This is a genomic window from bacterium (Candidatus Blackallbacteria) CG13_big_fil_rev_8_21_14_2_50_49_14, from assembly GCA_002783405.1.
Lineage (GTDB): Bacteria > Cyanobacteriota > Sericytochromatia > UBA7694 > UBA7694.
Window position 1 is genome coordinate 49954 of sequence record PFGG01000065.1, and the last position, 20236, is coordinate 70189.

Genomic DNA, 20236 nt, shown 5'->3' on the forward strand with positions numbered 1-20236 from the left:
CCGTTTCAAACGCGGGCAGCCAGGGTTTTCTTTTCAAGTTTTTCACGGGCTTTTTCAAATTTAGGGTCAAACCAGAACAGACGGCAGCCATTGCAACCTTTGCCACAGCAGCCCTCCAAGCCCAAACGCGGGCCTTTTACGACCACCTTTTTCTGCTTGAATAGAGCCTGCAGTTCACGGTTTTCAGCCAAACGGCTTTCACGCGTCGCGACATCTGTTTTCAGGCCTTCAATTTCGAGGTATTGCGACTCAAGATCGGCAATCAAACGGGTTTTATGTTCTTCAGTCAAAACCGTCTGTTTGCGCGCTACACTCATGACCGGCAAGAGGGCTTTGATTTCTTCAGGGGTATGGGTGTGAAAAATAGAAAGCGGGATGCGAATCGCTTTGCCCTGACCCGCCGATACTTTTTCGGTGATCTTTCCGGTCACCGCATCTTCGAAGTTTTGCATGCGCACCCGAATCGGCACACGCAGGCCGGGTGAGATAAACTGAATCAACTCTCCCGCTTCAAGAAAATTCTTGATTTCAAAAATCAGGGCATCATCTTCCCAGGCTTTGACAAAGCCCGCGCTTTCCCAGTCTGAAAGCGAGTGGGTATTGTAGTAATTATGGCCCAGATTGGTCAGGCGGCCCTCATGAAAGCCCAGACTATAGCCACGGTTGGGAATCGCATAAAGCTCTTCAAGATAATCTTCTACTTTCCAGTTTTCAGGATCACGGAACCAATCATCAATCGCCAGCCGGTAGACCCGTGTCACAGAAGCCACGTAATAGGCTGATTTGTTCCGGCCTTCGACCTTGAGCGAATTAATTCCTGCCTCAAGAATTTCTGGCAGACGGGGCAAAAGACAGAGGTCCTTGGAATTGAGGATATACGCACCGCGCCCGTCCTGTTCAAGCGGAAAATACTCACCGGGTCGGTACTCTTCTTCGAGAAAAAACTCAAAAAGTTCTTTGGTTTCTTCAGTCAGGTGTAAGTCTTTGATACTGCCATCCTTGAGCCGCAAATGCACCTTATAATCCCATCGGCAGGAATGCGCACAATTGCCCTGGTTGCTGCCCCGTTCGGCCATATAGTTGGAGAGCAGGCAACGGCCTGAATAGGTCATGCACATGGCCCCATGCACAAAAATTTCCAAGCGGATATTGGGACAGCGTTCGCGAATTTCTTTGATCTCGTCAAAGCTGACTTCCCGTGCCATCACCACCAGCGCAGCCCCTTGTTTCTGCCAGAAATCGACCGTCAGCCAGGAACAGACATTGGCCTGGGTTGAGACATGCAATTCAAGTTCTGGGGCCTGTTCTTTGACATATTGAAAAACTCCGGGATCGGCGACAATCACCCCATCGGGGCCAACCTGGCGGATGGTCTCGATAAAACGCGGCAGTTTTTCAATATCCCGATTATGAGAAAAGAGGTTGAGGGTCAGATAGACTTTTTTGCCCAGCGCATGGGCATAGGCCACGCCTTCCTGCAGTTCTTCGAGGGTAATACTGGATTGGGTTCGCAGGGACATATCCGGGGTTCCCAGATAGACAGCATCGGCCCCGTAGAGCAGGGCAGTTTTCAGTTTTTCAAGTGATCCAGCAGGCATCAGCAGTTCAGGTTTGGCAGTCATCGGGCAAGGCTCTTTCAAATAGGAATTAGCTCTATTATCGCTTGCTTCGCTCAGACTTGCCATGTTTTAGCCTGAAAGTTCGCGGGTTCAGAGCTTCTTTAACATCCAACGGTCACAGCCAAAATGGCCTGTTTGTCCCAGCGGTGCAGAAAGCGGCTCAAAACCGTTTTTAAGATAAAGGGCTCGGGCCTGTTGCATGGTTTCCAGGGTTTCAAGATAACAAGAGTGAAAACCTTGCTCTCGTGCAGCGTTCAGACAACGCGCAATCAACTGCTGGCCCATTCCCAGCCCGCGCAATTCTGGTAGGAAATACATTTTACGTAACTCACAGATCTCGGGATCTCCTCCCGCCAAAGGAGCGATCCCGCCCCCGCCCAGCAAAGCCCCATCATGCTTCCGCAGAATGACAAAATAGGCACAACGGGGCTGGGTATAGCTCTCATACATGGCATCCACTTCGGGATCGTGAATGGCAAAACCTGGCCCCCCAGCCCCAAATTCGGGCATGACTTGGCGAATCAGCCGGGCCAGACCCAGATTGTGCTCAGGGGCAATCTCTCGCAATTCAATTTCTGCAAGTAGGCGGGACGCCTTCAAGGCTTTTGCATAGAACTGAAAACCAGCGAGCACTGTTTCACGCTGTTCTGGACTCAGGGTTTCAAGTGCCGCCACAACCCGTTGATTGGCAGTTTCATGTACAGCCTGCAAAACAATTTTACCTGCTTCACTAAGTAAAACGCAGTGACTGCGCTTGTCTTCGGGATCGACTTGAACTTCAACAAATTGTGCTTGTCGCAGTTTCTGAACCAGTCGGCTCACTGTGGATTTGTCAAGCAGCAGTTTTTGGCTCAGCTCCTGTTGGCTGAGTGCCCCCCAGCGTTCAAGTTCCAGCAGAGCATGACAATGGGAATGCGGAAGTTTAGTGGGAGAATCGTGGTTTTGTAAAAAACCAAGTTCCCTTACCACTTCCCGAGAAGCCTGGCGCAGCAAGGCGAGTTCTGAAGTAGACATCAAAGACTCCAAAATTGAGTGTGGCTCATTAGTTTTAACCAACAACCAATTGGTTGCTATATGCAACTAATAATAACAAAAAGTCAAAGAACTTGTCCAGCGTATAACGAAAGAGCTGAAGACGGCTAGCTTTCTGGCAGCATGCGCGAAATATACAGGCGCAACAAGTCAGGGCTGGGAGACGGGCAGAAAACCCCCGCCGGATGCAGAATCCGGTCAGCAGCCTGGGTATCAAAGCGAATACCTGTGGTTTGAAACAGATCCATGCTGCGCAGGGGCTGATAATGTTCTTCACCCAGCAAGCGGCAGAGCGCCATCAGCGCAGCCGCAGTCTGAGGGCCGGTACAACTCTGCAAAGCAGCCTGTAAGCGCAGTCGCCATTCAGCACGCGGGAGAATTTCAAGCCGAATTCCAGCGCTCAGCATCGCTTTCAACCAATCCCCCAAGCGCAGAGGTTGTGGGTTGGCAATATGAAAGGTCTGTAAATCAGGGGTTTTTTCTGCTTTTTTCGCCAATTGAAAAATCGCTCGGGCGGCATAATCCACAGGGGTCAGGTCCAAAGCCCAGGCAGCGTCCAAATCTTCAGGCAGACAGCCCAAATGCACCAGGCCACGGGTCATCAACTGAAACCAATCCTGCTCGGGAAAGGTTCCTGTGCGGGTATCTCCGGTGATCAGCCCCAAACGGTAGATCTGCAGGGGACCGGCCTGGGCTGCAGTATGCCGCAGCCAGGCTTCTGCTGCCCATTTACTTTGCGCATAGCCCCCCAAAAGATAGCGGGTCTGGCTCAAATCATCGGCCTCAAAAGCTTCTCCCTGATTGCGATCAGTGCCCACAAAAACCGAGAGAGTCGACAGATAGTGTAGGATTTTTTTGCGCCCCGTGGCCTGAAGTTTCAAGGCGGTCTGGGTTCCCCCCAGATTGGCATCCCGCAGGCGATCATAGGGTTCACTCAAATGAACCCGCGCAGCCCCATGAAAAATTTTATCTACCGCCAGCGCCAGGCGCTTCCAGGAGGGATTGGGCAAGCCCCATTGCTCAGCTTCCAATTCACCACACCAGGGGATCAGGCGTTTTTCCCAGTCTTTTTTTAGCGGGCCGGTTGTCTCCAACGCTTTCAGAATACGTTTTTTTCCCTCTTCAACAGAACTGGCCCGCACCAAACAGTGAACGGGCCCTTTGCTCTCTTCAAGCAACTGACGCAAAAGCCAGCGCCCGACAAATCCAGTAGCTCCTGTAATCAGGCTGTCTCCTTTGGCTTGTACGCTTCCATGCCGGGTCTGAGCCTGTTCCAGCGTTCGCCGCCAGGAAGCACTCAAAACCACATCTTCCTGCAAGGTTTCGACTGACATGCCTTGGCTCTGGCTTTGATTCAACCATTGCGAAAGGCCGCGCACATTCTGAGATTGAGCCAAACGCTCAGGGTCCAGATGCAGCCCCTCTAAACTACAGCGGGCCAAAAATTCTAATTTTTGCAGAGAATGGGCGTCTAAAGACTGCTCTGCGCTTAAGTCAGGATTTTGCAAAATTTCCCGCCACAAAGCCAGAATCAAAGCCTCCTGAGCAGAATTGACAGGGATTGAAAGTCCCTCAGCAACAAACTGCAAATTTTGCAAAGCCTCAAAATCTGTTTTGCCACTGGAGGTTTGCGGCCAGTCACTGAGTACCTGCCAACGCACGGGTTGCATCCAGGCCGGCAGGCGTTCCTGTGCCCAGGCCCGAACCGGTTCAAGGGCTGTATCAACGCCTGGCTGAAATTGAAGTGCGGCAGTGAGAACTGCATCTTGGCTGCCTTGCTGCTGTAGAAAAACAGTTGCCCGGCGCATTCCCGGAAACTGCAAAAGACAGATTTCAATTTCTTCAGGCTCCAATCGTTGCCCATGCCATTTCAACTGGCGATCCACTCTTCCCAGAAAAACATAGTCTGGGCCAGGCAAAAGTTTGACCCGATCGCCTGTGCGGTAACTGCGCAGACCATTCAATTCACGAAAACACTCTCGTGTCAGACGCGAGGCACTGATATACCCCAAGGCCAGTCCAGGCCCTGAGATCCAAAGCTCGCCGGTCTCGCCCTCAGCCACAGGTTCAAGCTCAGGATTCAATACCGCAAAACCAAAGCCCGGCAAAGGTCTACCCAAAAGTGGATGCTCCCATGTTTCGGCATCAATCTGGCAAAGTGAGGCGCAAATCGTGGTTTCAGTCGGCCCATAGACATTGATCAAGCGAAATTTACGCGCCCAGGTTTTGAGAAGCGGAGGAGAACTGGGCTCCCCCCCCAAAATCAAGGTTTTAAAACGGGTCGGAAATTCTGCCATCTGAAGCAAAGGCAAAAGCGAAGGCGGCAAATCCGTATGGGTAATCTGCCAGCCCTTGAGCCTTTGATACAGGCGTCCCAAATCTTTTTCAAGACCCGCTTCAAGACAGAGGGTGGCCCCTGAAAGTAAGGTCGTTCCCACATCAGACAGCGAAGCGTCAAAAAGCGGCGAAAGCAGCCACAGAAAGCGATCCCCCGCTTGCAGTTCAAAGGCTTCAATCTGAGCCTGTAAAACAGGCACCAAACCCCGATGGGGAAGCAAGACGCCCTTGGGGGTGCCTGTAGAGCCCGAGGTATAGATCAAATAGGCAGGATCGCCTTCCTGAAGAGAGACTGAATCTAACCGGGGTGTGGCATCGGCAGCCAAGGCCAGATCCAGCCAACGCCCCAGAGGAATTCCCGCAGGTGGAGCCCCCAAACCCAAAACCGTCGCCAAAGTGGAATGATTCAAGAGCCATTCCAGACGATCAGCGGGAGCCAGGGGGTCGAGGGGAACCATCACCATGCCCGCGCGCCATATCCCTATCAGCGCAATTACCCAGGCCGAAGATTTGGGCAGGCAGAGTCCAATCCGTTCTCCGGGTTCCAGTCCCGCTTCAGCCAAAAAACCTGCAATTTTGCCCGCTTCCTGCCAAAGCAGCTCGTAACTCAAAGTCTGCTCTGGGGTACACACAGCAGGCAGGGTTCCCTGGTTCTGAACCCGTTCAGCCAAGACCTCAATAAAGGATTGAAAAACTTCACTCATCGCCAATTCTCCAAAGGCACAAAATCAGGCCAGGTCGAGCCACGGCTGGCATTGTCTACCTGGGGTGCCCCGCTTCCGGCTGCTTGAGCGGCAAAAGAAACCATTCTCAGATCCAAGCTAAAACGGATCTCGTCACGCTGATTGGGTTGGGGCTGATGCAAATGGGTGCCTGAAAAAAGCAGGCGCTGTCCAGCCTGACAGGCAAACCCAAACTGCGGGCCTTCTGGCTTTTGCAAAGCCTGGGGATAGACCGTTTCAGGCGGGGCCTGAAGGCCTTGCCAACCGACTTGTTCAAGCCAATCCTGATAATCAAAAAACTCAGAATCATTGGCTACAGGCTTTTCAAAATAGTCAGGGTAAAAAACAAAACACTGATCTGCAGCGTAATTCCCCAGCGGAATCCAAAGATTGATCTGGGCTGCCGGATTGGCATACCAGGTATCCCGATGCGCACTGAAAGCAGGAGCCGCAGCCGGAATCTGATGCATCTGGGGGGCAACCGCGCGCAGGCGCGGCAAATCGACCCACAGATCTGAAGCCAGTTCCAATTCCGCTATAACTTCTGCTAAAACCCGCAAAACAGCACGATCCTGCTGAATTTTCTGGCGCAGATTATGCACGCGCCAACGCAGGTAGTCGGGGCCCAGAAAACAATGGGCCCTTTGTGGATCAGGGGCAGGAAAAAAAGCCTGCTGCAGATAGTTCTGCAAAAGTGCAACCAGCTTGAGCGAACGGGGAGAAGGATGCAAGAGGGTCAGCGCACCGGCATAATAGTCTGAAAGCTGAGAGGGGTGCAAACCTGGTGCAAGCAGTTGCATCAGTGGGTATCCTCTGGTTTGCGTGCCAGACAGATACAGCGGGGAGTCGCCAGGGAAAGGGGTTGATCGTCCAAGCCCCCCAAATAATCAAGCACCTCAAAGCCCGCCTCTTGCAAGAGATCCCCCAGTTGATAGGGCAGATAAAGCCGGGTGGCCCCTTGAATTTCAATATTTTTTTCGGGGTGGGGATACCGAAAACGCCAGGTTTGGGTCATCAGTCCCTGTTTCAGATCCAGTTCAGAATCACGCTGCACCTGCACCTCTCCTTCCCGCGACGGATGATAGGAGATCATGGTAGCGCGGAAATCTTGAAGAACATAGGGCAGATTGATAAAATCCAGCAGAAAATATCCCCCCGGACGCAGAGATGCGAAGACAGCGTCCAGCATGCGCCGGTTTTGACGATCATCTGGGGTATAACCAAAACTGGTGTGCCAATTGATCGCCGCATCGCAGGTTGGGGAAAGAATAAATTCAAAGGCATCTGCCACTTCAAATTCACAGGCAAGGCCTGCCGCTTGAGCGCGTTTGCGGGCTTCAAGGATATAGGCCTCACTCTGATCAATGCCGTAGACCTGCAAGCCAGCTTCTGCCAGGGTTAAACTGAGGTTGCCAATTCCACAGCACTGATCAAAAACCCGTTGCCCCGGCTGCAGCCGCAGATGTCGAAACATAAAGCTACGGGCAGATTCCAGATAAGACGGCTCAGAGGCCAGCATGATTTCAGCAAAATGCTGGGTATAAAACGTTTTCCACCAATTCTTCTGCGTCATTTCATCCCCTCACTTGGGCCGATCAGCTGCCGCTCCAGGGCACAGACTGAAGCCAGCAGCATCAAAGGAGGCTCCCAGGCCTGATGCGCCGAGGGGTCAGCCAGGGCCAATACCTGTAATCGCTGATGCAGGGCTGCACGATCAATAAAAGCTGGCAGGGGGTCTGGAAAAAAAACCTCAAGCAGTTCATACCAGCTTTGGGGCGTTTTTTGCAGATTTTCACTGAGCAAAGAAGGGGCTAAAAATGGCGCCTTGGAGCGCTTCAAAACCATTTCAGGCAGAAAGGGGCGGGCCACCTCACGCAGGAGTGCTTTGTCACGCCCCGGCTGAACCAATTGCTCAGGGGCCACAGTGCGCACCCGTTCAAACAGACGGGTATCCAAAAAGGGCAAACGGCTCTCAATTCCCGCCGCCATTTCAGCGCCATCCCCCACGGTAGGCAGAATATAACCCGCCAAAGCCAGTTTGCTCCATAGCCAGGTAGAACGGTGAAAGGGATGCCATTTGCGCATCTGCTCCACAGGCAAGTACTGAAGCAAGGTCTGCTGGATTTCAGGCAGTGAAACAGAGGCCCGAAAGTCAGGGCTGAGCAAACTGCGCAAACGTGCGCCTAAAGAAGCTTTGGCCTGAATAAAAGTCGGCAAAGTCCCCAGCTCAGCTTCCAGCAAAGGCAGCGCCAAGGGGGGGCCCAAGGGCAGATGCATGCCCTGCAATTCGCGAGAGCCTGTGCCCGGATACAGATCTTCGATTAAATGTGCATAGCCCCCAAAGAGTTCATCGGCCCCCTCCCCTGTGAGCATAATTTTATAGCCCAGGGCTTGAATTTTGCGGCAGAGCAGATAGCGGGCAGTGACATGGGCATTGATCGCCAGTCCCTCTGTCACAAGAGCTGTTTGGGCCAATTCAGACAGCAAGAGCTCGTGGTTCAGAGAGAGGGTTTCAAGCGGAAGGCCCAAGGCCTGGGCTGTCTCCTGGGCAAGCCCAGATTCATCGCCTTCCCAGCCCGGAAACCCGACGCAAAAAGCCGGGGTTTGCAGATCTCCGCGCAAAGCCGTGATCAGGCTGGAATCTAAGCCTGCGCTTAGATACGAACTAACTGGATAATCTGCCGCCAGACGCAGGGAAACAGCTTCCGTTAAAATTTCCCGCAGCTCCTGAATCAAGGGTTCGGCTGTTTCAAACTTCAGCTCAGAGCGCTCAGGATAATCCATTTCCCAATAGGGCGCTATTTGCAAACGCTGATCTTCCCAAAGCAGGAAATGTCCGGGAGGCAGGCTGTACACCCCCTTAAACAGCGAGCGATCGGGCAGGGGATATTGCAGGCAACTGATCTGGGCCAAATTCAGCAGATCCCATTCCAGGGAAAGGCCGCAAGCCTTGAGGGCAGCGGCTTTCGAAGCCAAAACCAAGGAGTCAGCCGCCTGGTGATAAACCAAAGGCTTGATACCAAAGCGATCACGGGCCGCAATCAATCTTTGACGGGGCTGATCCCAAAGAATCAGAGCAAATTCCCCACGCAATTGTTTGAAAAAATCCAAGCCATCACGGGCATAAAGCGCCAAAGCCACTTCACTGTCAGATAGTGTCTGAAAACGAAACCCCTGGGCAGACAGTTCCTGGCGCAGGGCTTCGACCCCGTATAATTCGCCATTGATCACCAGACTGAGCCCCTCGGGAGCATGCAGGGGCTGCTGGCCATTTTTCAGATCGCGGGTTGCCAGCCGGCTATGCGCCAGACCCAAGGTCTGATCGGAATTCAACCAAAGGCCCGCTCCATCGGGGCCACGTGAACGCAAGGGCAAAAGACCGGCTTCCAATTGGCGAAGCTTGACCCCTGCCTGTGCATAGTAAGCGAGAATGCCACACATGGCTCAGTTCCAACGCAGAAATATTTTAGCAGATTCACCGGCTTCAGCCAGGGCGATGGCTTTTTCCCACTGCTGGGCCGGAAGCACAGCTCCCCATAAATCCTGAAGCCGGCTTTGATGCGCTTCTAGCCACTGAATCGCCCAGGCAAAGGAACCATAGTACACGCCCTGCAAACGGATTCTGCGCTGAATCAAGAGCGCGGGGGAAAGCTCAAGTTGGGGCAAGTGACGGGATTTCACGATCAGTTGCCCGCCCGGTCGCAAAGACTTTAAGAGTGGGGAGAGATCGCCTGTTGCCAAGCCCGTTTCAATCATCCAGTCGCAGGCGTCGGGCTCCAAATCGGAAGCCTTTTCGACCCGCAATATTTTATCAAAACCCTGGGAGCGCAAAAGCCTCTCACTGAGTTCAGCAATGCGGCCCCGCCCCAAAATGGCGCCTGTCATCTGCACTGAAATCGGCGCATCCAAGATTGCAGCGGCGGCAGCCACGGGTTCGGCAAAAGCACCCGCTTCCCAGCTCAGGGAATCGGGCAAGGCATAAACCTGAGCCGCAGGCAAGACCAGATATTCAGCAAAGGCACCATCACAGTGAACGCCCAAGATTTGAGCCTGCAAACAATTTTCGTGTTGCCGGGCCCGGCAGGCATAACAAGAAAAACAAGGCAAAACGGGCATGGCCGTTACCCGTTGGCCTGGATTTAGGTCTTTGACCCCTTCAGAAACAGCAATCACGGTTCCCGAAAACTCATGCCCAGGAATCAAAGGTTCAGGAGTCGGCAAGAGTCCGCGCATCACCGCCAAATCTGTACGACACAAACCGGCCGTATGCACCCGAATCAAGACTTGATCTAAACCCGTGAGCTGAGGCTGGGCAGCACTTTGCAGGGAAACCGTGCCCTTTGCTTTTATCAATGCCTGCATCTCTGTCATAAAGCCCCACAACCCCAAGATTTTCTGATTATACCTGATTTTTTGAACCAGGGATTATTATATGTAAATTTTACACTAAATAGCCAGATAAAATCCAGCCCCCTTGCAAAGTTACCCGCTTCTCGCCAAACACTAACTGAGAATTTGATTTGCCAGCCTACCTGGATTCAAGGAATAATGAAAACAAACGCCCTTTTGAAAGGAAAACCTGCATGAAATTGCCAACCCTTATTTCCACCAGTCTGCTCAGCCTGGCCTTGAGCCTTCCGCTTCAGGCAGCAGAAGCCGATTGGCCCATGTTTCAGAAAGATCCTCAACACACAGGTCAAAGCAAGGTCTCCCGCAGCGTGAAGGATCCTGTCATTCGCTGGAAAATGCCTGTCGGCGTTTCAGGGTGGCTCAACTCCCCCCTGATTGCCGACCAGAAAGTATTTATTGGCAGTTCTGGCTATCTTTGGCAAATGCCCGATTTTGAAGAGGGCAATGAAAGTGAATCTTTAAAAACCGATGGGGTCTATGCCTTTGATTTGAAGAGCGGAAAAGCACTTTGGTATGCGCCAGCGGGCAATGATGTCAATGGCATTGCCTATGATCAGGATACGGTTTATGCCACTGGCGACGAAGGAGCCGTCTGGGCCCTTGAAGCTGGCTCAGGTACTCAGAAATGGAAAACGGCCTTGGGTTCGACCACCTACCAACTGCTGGTTCATCAAGGTGTGGTTTATAGCGGCAATAACCAAGGTCAATTCTTTGCCTTGGATGCCAAGAGTGGAAAAATTCTCTGGAAAACACAATTAGAAGGCGCCATTCGCGCAGGGGCAGCCTTGGCAGAAGACCGTCTGATTTTAGGAACCACGGCAGGCAAGGTCTATGCCCTGAGTTTGAAAGGGAAGATCCGCTGGCAGCAAGACATTCAGAAACTCTACCCCGAGTACAGCCAAGGCGAATACAAAACCCCTGTTGAAGTCTATGCTTCGGCCACGATTTATAAACAAAGTGCGATTATTGGCTTTGCCCGCGATACCCTCTACCCCACCCCTGCACTCCTGGCCTTCGATATCCGCACAGGCAAACAGCTCTGGCAGGGTGATGCCAATAATGACCGCAGCAATTGGGGAAATATCCGTACTTCTCCAGTACTCTATAAAGATTTGCTGATCTATGCCGAACCCTATTCCAACGAAGTCATTGCCATTCGAGCCGATACAGGCAAAGCCCTGGGCAGTACGGCCCTGGGCTTTGAAATGTTTCCCCAATGGGCCTCTCCCGCTTTGAGTGGTGAACTGGTGATTATTCCCCGCCATGACGGGGGCTTGTATTCTCTCAGTGCTGCCAAAGGCAAACCCGCCTGGTCTTTGTATATCGGTGAGCCCAACTTGGCAGGTAAAAAATTTCCCGAAGGCATTACCAGCGGGGGGGGAGCCACCTATACCCATCCCAATATTGGAGATGCGGTTTTCAGTTCTCCGGCGATCTCCAATCAAGGAGAAATCCTGATCGCTGCCGGTGGCTACCTCTATTGTATTGTTGACGCCAGCTGGTAGCCCCAATAAAAAAGCCCCTCAAACGAGGGGCTTTTTTATTGGAAAAAACTATTTCTTTTCGGTGGCGAAACTTCCAGCCACACCACCTATCAAACCAGCAACCGCTCCAACCGCAGCGCCTGTGCCTGCGCCATTCAGACTGCGACCAATGCCACCCAATACGGCAGCACCTGTAGCCGCTCCGGTAATCGCGCCAATTACGGCACCTTTCCAGGGGCTATCGGTCATTTGAGAAGCCACAGCACCTGCCACGGCACCGGTTAATCCACCAATAGCTGCCCCACCACCAGCCAAATACATAGATAAGGTCTTTTCAATGCCATGTGCAGCGCCCATATACAGCAAACCAGGAACAGCAACAGCTCCAGCCGCTGTTAAACCGCCCCGAAGCGCTCCATTGAGCGCACTTTTCTTCACTTCAACAGAATCACCCTGAATTTCAGATACTGGTTTTTCGGCCACTGGGGCTTTGGCTGCGGGAGGGGCAGATGGGGCTTGGGGGGTGATAAGCTGAGGATTGCTTTGAATAGAGGTGATGCTCATGGGGGTCTACTCCTGGATGCTTTTCTTTTGGATAATTTGATTATCTCAGATAAACGATTATTCGTGATTATCTTCAGATTAAATCAAATTGAATTTTCAGCTAACTCTTTCAGCCCAAAACTCCCTTATTCTAAACAGATCTTGTCAAGAAAGATTTTCTATGTAAGAATTTTTTACTTATAACTTTCACCCCTGAAAAAAAGAGTTGGCGCCTCCTCGCCAATTTACAAAGCAAAAAAGAGGTTTTGTGCTGAAATGAAAAAGAAATTCTATGCCCCACTCAGTGTTACCCTGGCTGGTCTTTCCCTGAGTCTGCTAATAGGTTGCCAGGCCACTACTCCGGCAAATTTACAAGCCAAACCGACCACAGCCTCAAACTCAGGCAATACGGCGAATCCAACTTCAGGTAAAAACAGCACTTTGCCTACAACAGAAACAGGCGAGCTGCCCAGCACCGAAACAGGTGAGCTGACCGACACAGAAACAGGCGAACTGCCCAGTACCGATACGGGTGAATTGCCGAGTACAGATTCAGGCAATAGCGGCAATTCCAGCTCCGGTTCAAATACAACAAATACTAACAATCCCCCTTCAAATTCAGGCACTCTCGCCGATCTGGGCTTTGCAGTGAAAGTCAACGGATTTGGCTTTGCCAATGGCGATACCGACAAATATGACCCCGCCAATCCCGCTACAGCCTATCTCACGCTCAGCAGCATGCAAAAAATGTTCGGCGACGATAAGGTCTGCACAGGAACCACCTCTGGCAGCAATTGCGTACCCACCCCTGCCGCAAAAAAATGGCAAGATCAAATCAATACAGGCATGAACGGCGGTCAATGCGAAGGCATGGCGGTTTTCTCTTTGGCTTTGTTCAAAGGCATTGAATCGATTAACCCGCTTGAAGCAGGCAAAACAAAAACCTTTGATCTCAGCTATAACAGCGCAGTAAAAGAAAAAATTGGTTATTATTTCGCCTATCAATATACCCAGGAAGTCGCCAAGGCCACCATCAAGGGGACCCCTGTCGAAATTATTGAAAAACTCAAACCCTATCTCAGCAATCAGCAGAAAGATCCAGTCACCCTGGGATTTTATGCGCCTGATGGCAAGGGGGGACATGCCACCACCCCCTATGCCATTGTGGATAAGGGAAATGGCATTCAACATATTCTGATGTATGACAATAACTGGCCAGGTCAGGAACGCTATATTGAAGTAGATACCCAAGCCAATACCTGGATTTACAATTTTGGTGCCACCAACCCCACTGAAAAAGCAGACGCCTGGAAAGGGGATGCCGAATCCAAAACGCTCGAATTCACCTTGCTCTCAGCGCGCCTTTCAAAAGCCACCTGCCCCTATTGTGATCAGCCTGAAGCCGTCGAAGAGAAATCCAAACAGATTTTCCTCAACGCAGGCAATTCCGGCAATGCCCATATCAAAATTGTGGATAAAAATGACCCCAGTAAATTTATCGGCTGGGATGAAAAAACGCAGCGCTGGGTCAATAATCTACCCGGTGCCAGCTTTAAATACGATAAATCCGTGCTGAAGTCAGGAGATAGGCCCTCAGCTCCCGTGATTCAGGTGCCCACAGGAAAAGCTTTTGAGATCAAAGTTTCAGGCAAAGACCTCAAGCAGGCAGAAAATGTCGGGGTGTCTATTTTTGGCCAGGGCAAATCCATGAAAATCGACAAAATTGACCTCGACCCCGATCAAGAAGACACGCTCACTTTGCCAGCGGATGGTGACAGTATGAAATACAAACCCGGCAATTCACCGGATAAAGAATCGCCCGTCTTCAGCTATGGTTTTGACAATCCCAATGGCAAAGACTATGAGTTTGAAGTCCAAAATCTGGATGCAGACAATGACGAAGAACTGGGCACAGATTTAGTCGGAGGCAAACTCCAAGTCAGTGATTCGGGAGGGGGCGCAGACAAATATGATGTAAAAGTCAAGCGTGTCAATGACGATGGCAGTGAAGCCGATTACTCAAAAGATGATGTTGAACTCGGCGATGGTGAAACGGATGATATTGATTTCGAAGACTGGCAAGGCGAGGGTCAGGGCATGTTGATTGGCCCTGAGGGCGCCATGGCCGAAGAACCCGACGTGGATACCGACGCATTGGATTGATCGTCTGATTGTCAAAGAGTCAAAGAGCGCTTTTACTAAGTAAAAGCGCTCTTTTTTCAGACTGCCACACAAATAACTTGATTGCCTCTATTTTTAAGCATGAAGGACCTGGGCCAAGAGTCGGTGAAAATGATGCACACCTGTTTCCTGGCTCGGTGAATAGCGCCCCCGGTGATAAAGACGCGATTGAATACCGGCCTGCACCCGCGCAATAATTTGCTGATCTTCCTGCTCAACCAAACCAGGATCTGCGCCAGCGCCCTGCCCCAAGAATTCAGGCTTCCAAAGAAAGGTCTGATAACGCACCAAGGTTTGATCAACCGCCTGGGGCAAAATAATATTCACTGAAAGTCCCCAAGGGTAAAGATTCAACATCAGGTTTGGAAACAGCCAAAAATAATAGGCTGCCACTCTTTGCCCGGCATCCGGATGAAAAGAGGGAAAATCAAAGACAGGAACCGCTGGATCAGAGGCAAAACCAATCTGGAGAACCCCCCAGGGCAAAGGCATGACCTCATAGGTATCAGCATCTAGAACCTGCGCCAAGGCAGGATGTACATAGGGAATATGAAACCCCTCCAAATAATTATCCACATAGAGCATCCAATTGGCTTTCAGCAGATAATCTCGAGAGCGCTCCTGACTGAATTGAAACTCTTTCCAGGGCACCCAGCCCAAGCGCTCCTGAATGGGCGCAATCCAATCTGCAAACTTAAGAGAAGGCTGCAGAGCGGCAAATAAAAAGCCCTGCCAGTTCTCAAAGGGCACACGGGGAAGCGAGTCGCGCTCAGTCGGAAAATTTTTCACATCCTCAAAACCTGGCATGGCACGAAATTTGCCATTCAATTCGAAGCTGCGGTTGTGATAGGGGCAGCGCAGAAAACGCCCTTGACAGGGTTGATCAAGCAAGATACTGCCACGGTGGGTACAGGTATTGGAAAGGCAATGCAGGTGCTCCTGTGTGTCGCGAGTCAAAAGCAGAGGTTCCTGTACACTGCCTGGTAAAAAGGACCAGGGAATGGCCTGCCCCACCTCTGAAAGCAGAGAAGCACTGCCAAACCATTGCCAACTGGGAGCAAGCACTCTTTCTATCAATTGTTCATGCAGGCTTTGGCTGCGATAGGCTTCAGCTGGCAAGGTTTCAGCGACAGAGATATCTGAATCGATCTCAAAGAACAACATGTTTAAACAACAACACTCTCTTCCTGCTTTTGATGGGCTTTTAAGCCCATCAGAATTTCTTCAGCACTGGCTGGCAATTTCAATTCAGGAATTTGACCCGGTTTCGCATAACTTAAAGCATTCTTGACGGCAGCCCAAACAGAGATGCCCAACATCAAGGGAGGCTCGCCCACCGCTTTGCTGCCCCGCACATTGGTGGGTTCAAAATTTTCAAGAAATTCAAGCTTAAAGACACGCGGGGTATCCTGAATATTGGGAATTTTATAGGTGGTGGGAGAATGCGATAAAAGCGCTCCCTGAGAGGAATACACCAGATTTTCAGTGGTCACCCAGCCCATTCCCTGAACGAAAGCGCCGGTCACCTGCCCATGGTCAATGCCCTGATTGATCGGGCGGCCCAAATCCATCAGAATGTCTGTACGCAAAACTTTCAATTCCCCGGTAAAGCGATCCACCTGCACCTCACTGGCAGCCACGCCATTGGTGAAATACAGAAAAGGATGCCCTTGGCCCCGATCCCGGTCATAACCGGGGATCGGCGTACGATAGAAACCATAGCCACTTAAACTGATCCGGTTGAGGAAAGCCAGATTGACAGCCTCGACGAAGGACATGCGCTGCTCAGGCTGCTGAGTATTCACAATATAACCGGCTTCAAAAGCCAGGTTTCCAGTTTCTTCCTGACCATTCAGACTGATTTCTTCAAGGGGGCCCCGCTCAGGTTGCTGCCAATGCTTTACCAGGCAAGCCTTCAGACGTTCCTGAATCTGGGCGCAGGCCAATTCAGCCGCAGCGCCATTGATATCAGAACCACTTGAGGCTGCAGTAGGCGAAGTATTGTGATTTTTATCGGTGGAGGTCGGCAGAAGGATCACCGCCTCAGGCGCAATCGCAAACGCTTCAGCCACGATCTGTTGAATTTTTGTATTGACCCCTTGTCCCATTTCTGTGGCGCCTGTAGCCACCTGTACTGTCCCGTCACGGTGAACATTGACCAAGGCATTGCCCTGGTTCAGAAAGCGGGTGGTAAACGAAATCCCAAATTTGACGGGGGTCAGTGCCAATCCCTTCAATTGGGTTTGAGAGCGCGCATTGAAAACTTCAATCTCAGCACGCCGGGTGCGGTAAGCAGAAGTTTCACTCAATTTGGCAAACAGTTCGGGCAGGGTATTGTTTTCAACTTTCTGGCCGTAGGGCGTGAGATTCTTTTCGCCTTGATAGATATTCAAAAGACGGATATCCAGCGCATCTTTGCCCAAGTAAAGCGCAATTTCTTCAAGAATATTCTCAATCATGGCCACACCTTGGGGGCCGCCAAAGCCGCGAAAAGCCGTATGTGGCGTATTGTGCGTGCGGCAAATTCTTCCCACAAGCCGAGCTTCGGGCAAGTAATAGGCATTGTCAGAATGGAGCATGGCACGTTCCAGAATCGAAGTCGAAAGATCCGCATAGGCTCCGCCATCGGCAAAGAGACGGACATCCAAAGCTAAAATCCGGCCTTCGGCATCAAACCCCACCCGATACCAATCTTTAAAGGGATGGCGTTTGCCTGTAGATTGCATATCTTCGTCTTTGCTCAGGGCCAAACGGGCAGGCCGCTTCAGCTTTTGAGCCACCAAGGCGGCATAAACCGAAAAAGTAGCGGCCTGAGACTCTTTGCCGCCAAAGCCCCCGCCCATGCGTTTGACAATACAGGTCACCTGGTTCTGTTGCAAACCCAAGGCTTCTGCTACCAAATGCTGGACTTCCGTCGGATGCTGTGAAGAGGCATGCACTTCCAATTGGCCATTTTCAAGCGGATAAACAATCGAGATATGCGACTCCAGGTAAAAATGATCCTGCCCTTTGTTTTCGAAAACCCCCTCCAAACGATGGGGGGCACGCGCCAGAGCCTGATCAGGGTCACCGCGTAAAATGGTGCGTTCAACCGCAATAAAGGCCTCTGCAGCCCGCGCTTCGTCAATCGTCAAAATCGCAGGCAAGGGCTCAATATCCAATTGGACTAATTTTTTTGCAGCCAGCAAGGTTTTCCGGTCTTCAGCAGCGACAACAGCGATGGGTTCCCCCAGAAAGCAGACCTCCTGATCGGCCAGCAAGGGCTGATCCTGGATAATCGTTCCCCAAAGATTGTGATGAAGATCTGCCGCTGTAAACACCCCTGCAACCCCAGGCAAATCAAGCGCTTTTGAAGTATCCACAGATCGAATCCGGCCATGGGCCACAGGGCTGAGCACCAGCCCCACATGCAATTCCCCCCGCTGAAGTGGACGATCGTCTAAAAAAATCGATTCGCCGCTTACATGGCCTTTGGCTGAGTCGTGGAAAATGGGTTTCTGAGACATAGACGCTTCTCCTGGGGAATTTCCCTCATTATAGCAAAGGAATTACAAGCCGAGACGGCGCTTGAAGGGCGGGCAAGAGCAGATGATTTTATCCGATACTCAGGTTAGAATAAAGACATGTTGCGCTTGTCGTACAACTGAGTTCCAGAAAATACCTGAATGGGTGAAACGGAATGGGTCAAAGCTATCGCGATCAGATTTTCAGTCAGGAAAACTGGAAAGCGCTGACTGAAAATACGGATGATATCATTATCGTGCTCGATCAGGATGCCCGAATACGCTATATCAACCGCAGTTCAACCCACCTCCCCACTGCCCATTATATGGGGCGCTCAGCCTTTGAAAACCTTGAAGCCAATCAGATTGAACTGATGCAGGAAACCCTGAAAAAAATTCAAACCACAGGCACTCCCCAGGCCTATGAAATGGAAGTCGATCTTTCAAACTATGGCGCCGACCTGCCTGTCTGCTGGTATCGCACCAAATTGATCCCTTTTCAGGTCGAAGCACATTATGCAGGCGCGATCATGATCGTCACTGATATCACCCAAAGCAAGAAAATTGAAGCGGATCTGCGCCGAGCCAAAGAAGAAGCGGAAGCAGCCAACCGCGCAAAAAGCAGTTTTCTTGCCAATATGAGCCATGAAATCCGCACCCCCCTCAATGCAATCTTAGGTTTTACACAATTGGCCCAATTGGCCGAACCCCCTGCCCGCGTATCAGGCTATCTCGACAAGGTGATTTTTTCTTCCAAGCAGTTATTGGCCCTGGTCAATGATATTCTCGATCTCTCCCGAATCGAGGCCGGCAAAATGCAATTGGAAGTCCAGAGCTTTGAATTGCCATCCTTTCTCAAAAATCTTGAAGATCAGTATCTTCAAAGTATCCTAACCAAAGGGTTAAACTTTGAACTCAGCCTGGATCCTGAAATTCCAAAGACCCTCTATGCAGATGCACTGAGACTCAATCAGATTTTAAATAATTTACTTTCAAATGCCATCAAGTTTACAGACAAAGGAACGATTGGCTTAAAAATAAGCAAAATTTCACAAACAAACAGCTCAATTTGTATTCAGTTCAGTGTTTCCGACACAGGCATTGGCATTGTCCCTGAAAATTTCGAATCAATTTTTCACAGTTTCAGCCAGGTCGATGACAGCTCAACGCGCAAGTATGGAGGATCTGGTTTGGGTTTGGCCATTTGCCGCTTTTTGGTGCACCGCATGGGGGGAGAAATTGAAGTGAGCAGCACACCTGGCGCAGGAAGTGTTTTCAGTTTTACGCTGAATTTCAATTTACCGCCAAGCGCTCAAAGTTTAAAGACACAATCAGAACCCCTGCCAGATCACTTGTATTTTGCAAACTGTTTAAAAGGCCGAACCGTTCTGATCGTTGAAAACAGGGCCGAAAACCAGGAAATACTGCAAGAAATGCTTGGTTTGGCAGGCATGCAGGTTGAGGTTGTAAAGCAGGGAACAGAAGCACTCGAACGTCTCAAGCAAGAAAACCCGGCGATCGAGATTATTTTAATGGATATCCACCTTTTGGACAAAGAAGATTTCGAAACTTGCGCTAAAATCCGCTCCCGTTCAGAATGGTCAAATATTCCCTTGATTGCTGTCACTGCCCATAATTTAAAAGGGGACCGAGAGAAATGCCTCCAGGCTGGCATGGATGAGCATATTCCCAAACCAATCGAACTCTACAGTTTGCTCTCCAGTCTTTCAGCTCAGCTCTGTCGCGCTCAGGATCTCATGCTGCAATGTCCCGCAAAACAAGAGCTCTCCCCCGACTCAGAAATGCCGCCAGAGGAGTCGGCCTTGCTCACACTGCCAAAGCTCTTGACTCATCTCAAACGGCTCTTGGAAGAGAACAGTTTGGATGCACTGCTGGTCTTGCCCCGCATTCAAGGCCTGCTCGAAAACGCGCAGGTTCAGGAAGTATTGAACCGACTTGAGCAGGAAATACGCTTTCTGGATTACCGTGGCGCCTTGAAAAGCCTCAATCTTCTCGAAGAAAGACTTCAGGACCGACTATAATCCTTTTCAAGGCTTATGTTATGCTGAAACAAGCTGATACAGGAGGAATGCTCCATGAAATGGCGTTTCTGGCTGACTGTCTTGCTCTGGACGGCGATCTTGATTCTTGCAATTCGATACGCGCACCTGATATTAATGGGTTTCGCGGGCTTGTTTTTGCTCGGCGCCTTGGGGCTTACCGCAGCTTATTTCTACCTGCGCCACCTCTGGAAAAAAACTGAAAAACAGCTCAAGCAAATGGCGCAAGAAACAGAAAACGCATTTGCCACCCCTCAAGAAGCCCCTGTGACAGAAACGCTTTTCAGTGAAGGCCCTGTGATTCATATCCAGGCTGAAACCGTTCACAAAAGCCCATAATCCCTT

The 20236-nt window shown here is 50.9% G+C and carries 14 protein-coding genes; 4 read left to right on the forward strand and 10 right to left on the reverse strand.

Annotation, left to right across the window (positions count from 1 at the left end):
• Window positions 1-5 precede the first annotated feature (5 nt).
• The 7 genes from COW20_17165 to COW20_17195 all read right to left on the reverse strand — a co-directional run bounded on the left by COW20_17165 (window position 6) and on the right by COW20_17195 (window position 10081).
• Window positions 6-1622: a peptidase U32 gene (locus tag COW20_17165; protein PIW45974.1), complete on the reverse strand. Its 1617-nt coding sequence runs from the start codon at window positions 1620-1622 to the stop codon at window positions 6-8.
• 87 nt (window positions 1623-1709) lie between these two features.
• The gene (locus COW20_17170) at window positions 1710-2633 is read right to left on the reverse strand and encodes a MarR family transcriptional regulator (GenBank protein PIW45975.1); all 924 of its coding nucleotides are present in this window, start codon (window positions 2631-2633) and stop codon (window positions 1710-1712) included.
• Between the two features lie 125 nt (window positions 2634-2758).
• Complete coding sequence (locus tag COW20_17175; GenBank protein ID PIW45976.1) at window positions 2759-5692, reverse strand: hypothetical protein; 2934 nt, start codon at window positions 5690-5692, stop codon at window positions 2759-2761.
• Window positions 5689-6510 carry a hypothetical protein gene (locus tag COW20_17180; protein PIW45977.1) on the reverse strand — a complete coding sequence of 274 codons (822 nt, stop codon included), beginning with the start codon at window positions 6508-6510 and terminating at the stop codon, window positions 5689-5691. Before COW20_17180 ends, COW20_17175 begins: the two co-directional genes overlap by 4 nt.
• Window positions 6510-7283, reverse strand: a complete 774-nt coding sequence (locus tag COW20_17185) for a hypothetical protein (GenBank protein PIW45978.1) — start codon at window positions 7281-7283, stop codon at window positions 6510-6512. The genes COW20_17180 and COW20_17185 overlap by 1 nt, the downstream gene beginning before the upstream one ends.
• Complete coding sequence (gene asnB, locus COW20_17190; protein ID PIW45979.1) at window positions 7280-9151, reverse strand: asparagine synthase (glutamine-hydrolyzing); 1872 nt, start codon at window positions 9149-9151, stop codon at window positions 7280-7282. The genes COW20_17185 and asnB overlap by 4 nt, the downstream gene beginning before the upstream one ends.
• Before the next feature lie 3 nt (window positions 9152-9154).
• A complete protein-coding gene (locus COW20_17195) occupies window positions 9155-10081 on the reverse strand; it encodes a hypothetical protein (GenBank protein PIW45980.1) in 927 nt (308 codons plus the stop codon).
• A gap of 212 nt (window positions 10082-10293) precedes the next feature.
• On the opposite strand from COW20_17195, the gene COW20_17200 reads away from it, so the two are divergent.
• Window positions 10294-11625: a hypothetical protein gene (locus COW20_17200; GenBank protein PIW45981.1), complete on the forward strand. Its 1332-nt coding sequence runs from the start codon at window positions 10294-10296 to the stop codon at window positions 11623-11625.
• Window positions 11626-11673: 48 nt separating this feature from the next.
• Here the strand turns inward: COW20_17200 and COW20_17205 are convergent, their stop codons facing one another.
• Window positions 11674-12168 (reverse strand): hypothetical protein, encoded by a 495-nt coding sequence (locus tag COW20_17205; GenBank protein ID PIW45982.1) that lies wholly within the window; start codon window positions 12166-12168, stop codon window positions 11674-11676.
• Between the two features lie 255 nt (window positions 12169-12423).
• Here COW20_17205 and COW20_17210 point away from each other — a divergent pair, with 255 nt between their 5' ends.
• On the forward strand, window positions 12424-14310 hold the full coding sequence (locus COW20_17210) for a hypothetical protein (GenBank protein PIW45983.1): 1887 nt from the start codon (window positions 12424-12426) through the stop codon (window positions 14308-14310).
• Window positions 14311-14403: 93 nt separating this feature from the next.
• Here the strand turns inward: COW20_17210 and COW20_17215 are convergent, their stop codons facing one another.
• Window positions 14404-15492 carry a choline monooxygenase gene (locus COW20_17215; GenBank protein ID PIW45984.1) on the reverse strand — a complete coding sequence of 363 codons (1089 nt, stop codon included), beginning with the start codon at window positions 15490-15492 and terminating at the stop codon, window positions 14404-14406.
• Window positions 15493-15494: 2 nt separating this feature from the next.
• Window positions 15495-17834, reverse strand: a complete 2340-nt coding sequence (gene xdhB, locus COW20_17220; GenBank protein PIW45985.1) for a xanthine dehydrogenase molybdopterin binding subunit — start codon at window positions 17832-17834, stop codon at window positions 15495-15497.
• Window positions 17835-18007: 173 nt separating this feature from the next.
• On the opposite strand from xdhB, the gene COW20_17225 reads away from it, so the two are divergent.
• Both COW20_17225 and COW20_17230 read left to right on the forward strand, forming a co-directional pair.
• On the forward strand, window positions 18008-19873 hold the full coding sequence (locus COW20_17225; GenBank protein PIW45986.1) for a hypothetical protein: 1866 nt from the start codon (window positions 18008-18010) through the stop codon (window positions 19871-19873).
• 54 nt (window positions 19874-19927) lie between these two features.
• Window positions 19928-20230, forward strand: coding sequence for a hypothetical protein (locus COW20_17230; GenBank protein PIW45987.1), 303 nt, complete (start codon window positions 19928-19930; stop codon window positions 20228-20230).
• The last annotated feature ends 6 nt before the right edge of the window (window positions 20231-20236 follow it).